The organism is Marinomonas sp. NPDC078689 (assembly GCF_044542435.1).
Lineage (GTDB): Bacteria > Pseudomonadota > Gammaproteobacteria > Pseudomonadales > Marinomonadaceae > Marinomonas > Marinomonas arenicola.
On record NZ_JBITUJ010000004.1, the window covers coordinates 208,139 to 216,207 of the forward strand.

Annotated in this window: 8 protein-coding genes; 5 read left to right on the forward strand and 3 right to left on the reverse strand. The window is 46.6% G+C overall.

Translation table 11 applies throughout. The features are described from left to right. Window positions 1-205 precede the first annotated feature (205 nt). Together ACIGBN_RS09385 and ACIGBN_RS09390 are read left to right on the forward strand one after the other, a co-directional pair. A complete protein-coding gene (locus ACIGBN_RS09385; protein WP_396665035.1) occupies window positions 206-874 on the forward strand; it encodes a hypothetical protein in 669 nt (222 codons plus the stop codon). Next, window positions 850-1,296, forward strand: a complete 447-nt coding sequence (locus tag ACIGBN_RS09390; protein ID WP_396665037.1) for a hypothetical protein — start codon at window positions 850-852, stop codon at window positions 1,294-1,296. Before ACIGBN_RS09385 ends, ACIGBN_RS09390 begins: the two co-directional genes overlap by 25 nt. Window positions 1,297-1,392: 96 nt before the next feature. Here ACIGBN_RS09390 and ACIGBN_RS09395 read toward each other — a convergent pair whose 3' ends face one another. Further along, complete coding sequence (locus ACIGBN_RS09395) at window positions 1,393-2,535, reverse strand: alkene reductase (protein ID WP_396665039.1); 1,143 nt, start codon at window positions 2,533-2,535, stop codon at window positions 1,393-1,395. A gap of 181 nt (window positions 2,536-2,716) precedes the next feature. Here ACIGBN_RS09395 and ACIGBN_RS09400 point away from each other — a divergent pair, with 181 nt between their 5' ends. Both ACIGBN_RS09400 and ACIGBN_RS09405 read left to right on the forward strand, forming a co-directional pair. Then, complete coding sequence (locus ACIGBN_RS09400) at window positions 2,717-3,601, forward strand: LysR family transcriptional regulator (protein ID WP_133001440.1); 885 nt, start codon at window positions 2,717-2,719, stop codon at window positions 3,599-3,601. Between the two features lie 196 nt (window positions 3,602-3,797). Beyond that, entirely contained in the window at window positions 3,798-4,538 is a 741-nt protein-coding gene (locus ACIGBN_RS09405) for a putative quinol monooxygenase (RefSeq protein WP_396665041.1), read from the forward strand. A 146-nt stretch (window positions 4,539-4,684) separates the two neighbouring features. On the opposite strand, the gene ACIGBN_RS09410 is transcribed toward ACIGBN_RS09405, so the two are convergent. Further along, a complete protein-coding gene (locus ACIGBN_RS09410) occupies window positions 4,685-6,070 on the reverse strand; it encodes an FAD-dependent oxidoreductase (protein WP_396665162.1) in 1,386 nt (461 codons plus the stop codon). Window positions 6,071-6,643: 573 nt separating this feature from the next. Then, a complete protein-coding gene (locus ACIGBN_RS09415) occupies window positions 6,644-6,865 on the reverse strand; it encodes a penicillin-binding protein (protein ID WP_133001441.1) in 222 nt (73 codons plus the stop codon). 252 nt (window positions 6,866-7,117) lie between these two features. On the opposite strand from ACIGBN_RS09415, the gene ACIGBN_RS09420 reads away from it, so the two are divergent. Continuing rightward, window positions 7,118-7,837, forward strand: coding sequence for a spermidine synthase (locus ACIGBN_RS09420; protein ID WP_396665043.1), 720 nt, complete (start codon window positions 7,118-7,120; stop codon window positions 7,835-7,837). Window positions 7,838-8,069 lie beyond the last annotated feature (232 nt).

Consider the following 8,069-nt stretch of genomic DNA (forward strand, 5'->3'; position numbering starts at 1 on the left):
CATAAACCTGATTCCATCCACTCGCTGGAATCAGGCTCCACCTTTGACGCCTCCTCTTCTCGCTCTATCGATTTAAAGATATAAAACCGCGTTTTCCATTAGATTATATGTAATTTATATAAAGTGATTCCTGTCTTTAGGCTATTAACCCCTAGCCCAATTTCCCCTACCTTAGCCTGACTCACTCACTTAAATGGATTCTCTGATGAAGATTAAACATTACCTGCTTACGATTGTCTTTTTGCTCTCCTCTATAACGGCCTATTCTGCGCAGGCAAGACTCTTGGTGACGCTTCCCAATAGCGTTAACTCTCCCGCCAGTATGGCCCTAGACAAAGAGGAAAATATCTATTTTACGTCGCCAAACTTTCACAACGAGACCTTCATGCAAGATGGCCTGCTCGACAAACCCGCGATGCCGGCCATTGGTAAAGTGGACAAGCAAGGTAAGTTTTCTGCTTGGTATACCTTCCAACAAGCCGACCTAGAAGCCAGCACAGGCAAAATCGCCCCCATGGGCATCGCGTTTGGCCCTGATGGCAATCTCTATGTTGCCGACCTGCAGCTGTGGTTCAACAACGGTAAGTACAAGTCTCGCGTATTAAAACTCACCCTAGACAAAGGCGAGGTCGTCAAGGTTCAAGTCGTCGCTACAGGGTTCATGTTTCCTAATGCCCTAGCATGGCGAGGCAATGACCTTTTTGTCTCAGACACAGTGCTGTCAGAAACGCTTGAAAACGGCAAACAGCTCAGCGGTGTGTATAAAATTAACTTGCAACAATTAGACGCGACGCACCCAGCAAAAGTGTTGCCTTATGATAAAACACTTCAAATCCGTACTTATTTGAAGTGTTTCATTCTGATGCGTCATTGAAATTTGGCGCCAATGGGTTAGCCATCGACGAGAAAGGCAATTTGTACACTGGGATCATGGAAGACGGCACTATTTTCAAAACCGCCATGGACAAAGACAACAATAAACTCACGACCACCTTGTTCGCCAAAGGCTTTATTGCCACCGATGGCATGGCATGGGACAAACGCACCAACAAACTCTATGTTGCGGATTTATTTGCCAACGCGGTATACAGTGTCGACTCTCAAGGAAACACAGTAGAACTGGCTAAAAACGGAGACACTGACGGAAAAGACGGACAATTGGATGCCCCAGCAGAAGTCATCGTCAGAGGAAAACAGGTCATCGCAACCAACTTCGACGCGGTTTTCGACTCGCCAAAAATGGTCAACACAACCGCCGATGCACCAAGCACGTTATCTGTTATCGATATCAAATAAGCCTGACGCCTGTTGTCCTATCCCGTCAGATAAAGAAGCAGAAAAAACGTCTATTGAGCGCACATAGGCACTCAATAGACGCGTTCCATTTAAGCGTTACACTTTCTGATAGCGAGGATAATCGTTATAGCCTTGAGCCGTTCCGCCATACATGGTGGCAGGGTCAACGTCATTGAGTGGCCATCCATTGGCAATACGTTCTGGCAAATCTGGGTTGGCGATAAAGGGACGCCCAAAAGCAAACAAGTCGCCGTGCCCCTTGCTCAATACTTTCAGTGCTTTTTCAATTGTGTATTTGCCCGCGTAGATAATACGCCCAGAAAACGTCTCTCGAACCGCACTGTAGAAAGTATCGGGAAGATCTGGGGCGTTTTCCCAGTCGGCTTCCGCTATCGATAAATACGCCACATTGGCTTGCTCAAGCAACTTGATCGCCTCGATATAAGTGGTATGTGGATCGGCTTCGACCAGACCTAAATACACTCGGTCTTCATCGGTGCTAGCAAACAAAGGCGCGAAACGCACACCCAAGCGCTCTGGTCCAACCACCTCACTGACCGCGGCGACAATGTCTTTCAAAAAGCGCAAGCGGTTTTCAAGAGAACCACCATATTGATCCTCACGCTGATTGCTGTGCTCGGAAATAAACTGATTCACTAAATAACCATTCGCACAATGCAACTCAACCCCATCAAAGCCTGCTGCTAGGGCATTTCGTGCCGCTTGTGCGTAGAGCGCGACTAACTCGCCAACTTCTTCCGTGGACAATGCACGTGGCATACTTGGCTCAGCCAGAGCGCCTTCACCTGGACCTGTTTCGACAAACACGCTGACGTTATCCGCTGCAATCGCACTCGGTGCGATAGGAGGCTCACCAGCTGGCTGTAAACTGGTGTGAGAAACCCGTCCTACGTGCCAAAGTTGAGCAAAAATAATGCCTCCTTTTTCGTGTACCGCACGGGTGACTTTTTTCCACCCTTCTATTTGTTCTGGAGAATGTATGCCTGGCGTCCACGCGTAACCTTGGCCTCTTGGCTCAATTTGCGTGCCTTCTGTCACCATAAAACCCGCACTGGCTCGCTGAGCGTAATAACTGGCCATTACATCATTCGGAACATTACCCGGTTGAGAGCTACGAGAACGGGTCAATGGAGGTAAAACAATACGGTTGTTAAGGGTATAAGGCCCCAGTGCAACGCTAGAAAATAACGCACTTGTGTTCGGGGAAATTTGTTTCATGAAGACTCTCTTTTAAAGCAGATTGTGTAACACCTTGTTTAAAAATATGTTTTGTTCTGGCGAATGCTCTACATGAGACAAGGCCATACCGAACACTGCGATCGCCAGCAAAACAATGTTTGTCAGCATAGAGGCTTAAATATACAATTTGAAACAAGACTTTTTTGTTTAAGATACAATTATGAATGGTATAAACAGACTCGATATCAAACAGCTCAGAGTGCTAAATGCTTTGCTAGAGCTTAACAATCTCTCTCAAGTGGCACGCAAGATGGGATTAACGCAACAAGCCATCAGCGAGCAGCTGCGAAAAATGCGCGACTTATTTGATGATCGTCTTTTTATCCGCCAAGGCAACCACATGGTCGCCACCCCCAAAGCCCAAACACTGGGCCCTGCGGTTGAACAAATTCTTAAACAGCTCGACGCTCTGCTCGAACCTGATGTGTTTACACCACAAACCTACAAAGGGGTGATTAGCATTAGTGCCACAGACTATGCGACACAAGCACTGTTGCCTCAATTGTTCAGCATTACTCGCCGACAAGCCCCTGGATTAAAACTGATTGTTCGAGATTTCGAATCGGACAAGGTCAATCAACTGATTAGTGCAGGAGAGCTCGACCTATTAATCAGCTTTCCTGAATTCATACCAGATAATCTCGCTTATAAGACCCTACTCGAAGAGCAACATTTGTGTATTACTGGCTGCCAGAATAGCGGCTTTGAGGAACCTTTAAGCTTGTCGGAAATCGCAGCGCTACCGCAACTGGTGGTGTCGCCTTCACGGGCTAATTTAAAAGGCTCCCACGACCAATGGTTTGCGAATAAAGGCTTCAACCGCAATATCGTCATGTCGGTGCCCAGTTTTTCGGCTGTGCCTAATATTTTACAAACCACGGATATGATTGCTTTTTTCCCGTCTAGATTATTGCCTAATGACAAAGTAAAAGAACTGGCCGTCGCCGCGCTGCCCCCTTCATTTCAAGTTATCGTTGCTTGGCACCCTCGTACCAGCGACAGTCCTATTCACCGTTGGTTAATTGAGCAATTGCAAAATTTATAAGCGGGTAGGTTTACCCACTATCCTCTTACCTAGGGTTAACCTTTGTCGCGCTTATTATATTTATTTTCCATAAACTGAAGCGTCATAAACAGATATTATCAACAAAAAGACACGTCTATACACTTACCTCCATCGGCATTACTGCCTGACATTAATTTATCCCCATGTGGGAAAATGCATTTAAGTGGAGATACTCATGTTTAAGAACTTTGGCTGGATAGTAGAAGCAAAACTTAACGCTGGCGAGCTTGAAAACTTCAAAGCGGTTATGAACTCACAAGTGAATCGTGCACTGACGGAAGTAGGCACTAAAAACTACCAATACTATCTGTCTGATGCCGGTGACGTCTTGGTTTACGAGCGTTTCGCAAATGCAGACGCTTCACACGAACACATTGAAAACTGGGATGCTCATGCAGAACGTTGGATGGCGGCTGCCGCACCAACACGCATGCTTCACCTTGGCGACCTACCTGACGATGTGCGCGAACGACACGCTGCCCTAGACCCTCTTTGGTTAAAACCATTCGGTGGATTTGCTCGTGAAGAAGCACAAGGCAGCGCGATCACAGACGCTGGCAACACAACATTCGAGAACTTTGGCTGGATAGTAGAAGCCAAACTTAACCCAGGCCAATTAGACAATTTTAAAGCTGTGATGGAATCTCAAGTGGCTCGCGCTCTGACAGAAGAAGGCACTCTAAATTACCAATATTACTTGTCTGATGCTGGCGATATTCTCGTGTATGAACGCTTTAAAGACCTTGAGTCATCTCACATTCACATTCAAAACTGGGACGATCATGCTGAACGCTGGATCGCCGCCGCTACGCCAACTCGTATGGTTCATCTAGGCGACCTGCCACAAGAACTAAGAGACAAGCACGCCGCTCTATCACCATTATTGCTAAAACCATTAGGCGGTTTTGCTAAGTAATTAGCCACTTCTAGCTGGCTAGAAAGCGTCATCCCCTTGCTATTTCGCGTAACGTCTTTTATCGCAAAAGTGTTACGTGAATAGTAAGGTAATGACGATGACGGTAGCATTATGGCTCATCCCCTAACCCATTCATCCGCCCACTATTATTGCCGATTTAAGCAACGTCCTCTTGGCTCGTTACCCTCATGAAGCACAATCTCTGAATGCAAAAACTCGGCGGCCTCGGCGGACCCTTTTACTTTCACAGCACTGCGCTCTAACATCTCAGATTCAAACTCTGTAAGCACACTGTTTCTAACGCCTGCTTCTCGCCAGTCGGCAAAAGGGCCACACCCTTTGGTCATCGCTCGAGCCAAGGCCAAGGCGTCTAACAAGGCTTGATTTGCTCCCTGTCCTTTAAAAGGACTCATCGGGTGAGCGGCATCGCCAATCAAGGTAGCCTTCCCCGCTTGAGTCAACCACTGAGGCTCTAACAAAGCGCGATCGTACACAGGATAGCCAGACACCAAACTAGCGTCAGTAGCGGATAAAATTTGTGGTATTGGAGCGTGCCATGGAGTGCGCCGCATGGCTTCTTCCTTCAATGCCTGTACACCTTTGGCACTTAAGGCTTTGGCCTCTTCTTCAGGCATAGGAAAGCTAAGTTGCCACATCACAGAATCCGATGAATAAGGCATAATATAAATACGCTCATTGCCATTGGCTGTTTGAAAAACCGTAGCAGAATCCAGCAATTCGTTTTCAAGACAGTCGTCTTCAAGCGCCCTCAAATCACGCAACGGGCAAATTCCTAAAATCACAATACAGCCCAAATAACGCAGCGGCGCCACATCGTCAGCGATCAACAACTGGCGCACAGAACTCCGAATGCCATCGGCGCCAACAACAAGCCCCGCCTTCGCATGTTTGATCTCGCCAGCCACTTTAAAATGCAATCTCAGACCATCATCAGCCTCTTTCATATCAACAAGCTGATGCCCCCAGTGAACCTTATCGTGACCGCCCAGTTGATCGAGCAACGCCAAACGCAATGACTGTCGCGCAATATGCACGTTAGTGCGTTTAGGAGAGCTGTCTTTCGCAGCCAACTCGCCAGAAGCGAGCCACTTTCTCATGCCCCATTCCGCCACAACCTTGCCCTCTGGCGTATGGACAAGATGACGAGTCGACACCACGCCTTCAGATAGAGAAAAAAGCCCAAAACCTTCAATCGCTTTACTCGCTTGCTGCAAGGTCAAACCATAACCTTGAGAACGCGCATCAAAACTGTCATCACGTTCATAAAGCGTAAAAGGAATACCGCGATGCAAACAAGCCACAGCCAATGCCACCCCACCAATTCCTGCACCGATAATCGCCACATGAGGATAATTTTCGACATCGGCAACAGGATGATTCACAGCACGAACCAAGCCTGAGCCAGCGCAATCGGCACAGTCGTCCAAATGCCCTTTAGGACGAACAGGTGCAGGACCGTTACCTTTTGCTTTTTCGAATGCGGCTAGCTCTTTTTGGTACTGCAACCGCACCTTCTTCCGCAATCTACGGCTCTTTTTTCCACGTCCCTGACAATGCGGACATGCCGCCCAACTCGTCTTTTCAGTTTGCAAATTATTCACTTCTTTCTTCAATCACCCGCCAAATCAACGGCATTCGAAAATATTCCTGAGCTTCATCTTGCACTCCTCCTACTTTAAGAGGACTAAAGGAGACTCTGGCTCTTGTGAGTTGGCCTTTAGGCCAATAACTGGAGATCAATACATCTCACCATAGATCAGAGTCCAAACAATAGGTCTCGCTCAGCTCTTGCTCTTAAGTTCAAGAACACCCCATCCTAACCTTCCCCTTGAACGCTTTCCATCAAAGGGAAGTGAGAAGGGACAGAAACAGTACCCGCCCTTGACCTAGCTCTCCCCCTTACTTCAAGGGGGGCTGAAAGGGATTTTGCTCTGACACTTATGAGTTAGAATGCCTAGAAAAAAGAGCGATCAATTATCACGAATTTTATTCAACCAAAGAACGAGGAACCTGCGATTAACATGACATTTCGAAAACAAAGCGACACCTAGCATTTCGACTCTACACTATAATCTGCACCTTTTTTAATATGTCGAGTTCGGCGCAATATCACCGTTCACTTCCCCATCAACCTCATCAGGGTCTATATCATGAATAAGCAAGGTTTCTCGCACGGCTTCCACATGACTCAAAACCAATTGATAACGATCGCCGTACTCATATTTATTGACCTCAATGGCTTTTGGCATATAAGTGAACGCAATCTTTAAAGCCTCTAACATGGCTTGCTTGTCTTCTTCTGTCATAGAATATCCTACCCTTACATTAGCAACATACGATCGAGTCAATGAAACTCATTAAAAAACCAGATGCGTATTTTCCAACATCATCACCTTCTTGCATAGCGCAACTTAATCCCCACACCACCCCTTACCAGGACAGGCATAGTTAATCCTCAGTCAAACTGGACAAAACCCTCAAGCAGTCGCCAATGAATTACTTTTCTTTCTATGTAATCAGTATAATGCAGGTCAAATCATCATTTTAGGACCCACACCATGCCACCATCGTTCGAAGAGCTCGATTGCCAAGATTCTCCTTTAGGTGAAATATCACTGCGTAGACGGCAGATTCCTGCGTTTGGTGATAGAGATATTTACGAAGTAAAGCTAGGCGAAGAGTTTCTTATGTCGAGCATGTTTGTTGAAGCAGAAGAAGCCTTATCGACACTTGGCTTAGAGCAAGTAAACGGTGAAAACTTAAGTGTGGTTGTGGGTGGTTTAGGGCTAGGCTATACCGCTGTGGCTGCACTAAAAGACGAACGAATCTCTGAACTGCTCGTCGTTGACGCCCTAGACACCGTCATCAGCTGGCACCAAAAAGAGCTGGTCCCTCTAGGGAAAGTACTCAACGCAGACACGCGAAACCGTTATGTGCTCGGCAGCTTCTTTGACCTTGCAACCGACCCAAGTAACGGGTTTGACCCAAGCGCTGCGGGCAAAAAATTCGACGCCATCTTATTAGACATAGATCACTCGCCCACTGAATACCTAAACCCAGAGAATGCCGGATTTTATACAACAGAAAACTTATCTCGAATGGCCGAACAACTTAAGCCCAGTGGCGTTTTCGCTATGTGGTCGCAGAATCCACCAGAAGCTGACTTCGAAGCCTTGTTGGCCACCGTATTTAACCGCGTTGATTCCCACCTTGTCTCCTTCTACAACCCATTCCAAGGAAAAGACTCAACCAACTCCGTTTATGTCTGCATCAAATAGCTAGGACAGTCATGATTAACGACTAAATAACTAGGACAGTCATAATTAACAATCAAAAAACAGCGGATTATGCCTGTATTTAGACGAGTAAAAGCCAAGTTAATAATGGTGTGTCAGGCTTAAATAAGGGAAAGTGGGCTTAAATAAGGGAAAGTGGGCTTAAATAAGGGAAAGTGGGCTTAAATAAGGGAAAGTGGGCTTAAATAAGGGAAAGTGGGCTTAAATAAGGGAA

What these genes read in the sequence shown, in the direction of transcription:
- ACIGBN_RS09395 (WP_396665039.1), bottom strand. Translation starts at nt 2,535, where the DNA reads ATGAAACAAATTTCCCCGAACACAAGTGCGTTATTTTCTAGCGTTGCA.
- ACIGBN_RS09415 (WP_133001441.1), bottom strand. Translation starts at nt 6,865, where the DNA reads ATGACAGAAGAAGACAAGCAAGCCATGTTAGAGGCTTTAAAGATTGCG.
- ACIGBN_RS09400 (WP_133001440.1), top strand. Translation starts at nt 2,717, where the DNA reads ATGAATGGTATAAACAGACTCGATATCAAACAGCTCAGAGTGCTAAAT.
- ACIGBN_RS09405 (WP_396665041.1), top strand. Translation starts at nt 3,798, where the DNA reads ATGTTTAAGAACTTTGGCTGGATAGTAGAAGCAAAACTTAACGCTGGC.
- ACIGBN_RS09420 (WP_396665043.1), top strand. Translation starts at nt 7,118, where the DNA reads ATGCCACCATCGTTCGAAGAGCTCGATTGCCAAGATTCTCCTTTAGGT.
- ACIGBN_RS09385 (WP_396665035.1), top strand. Translation starts at nt 206, where the DNA reads ATGAAGATTAAACATTACCTGCTTACGATTGTCTTTTTGCTCTCCTCT.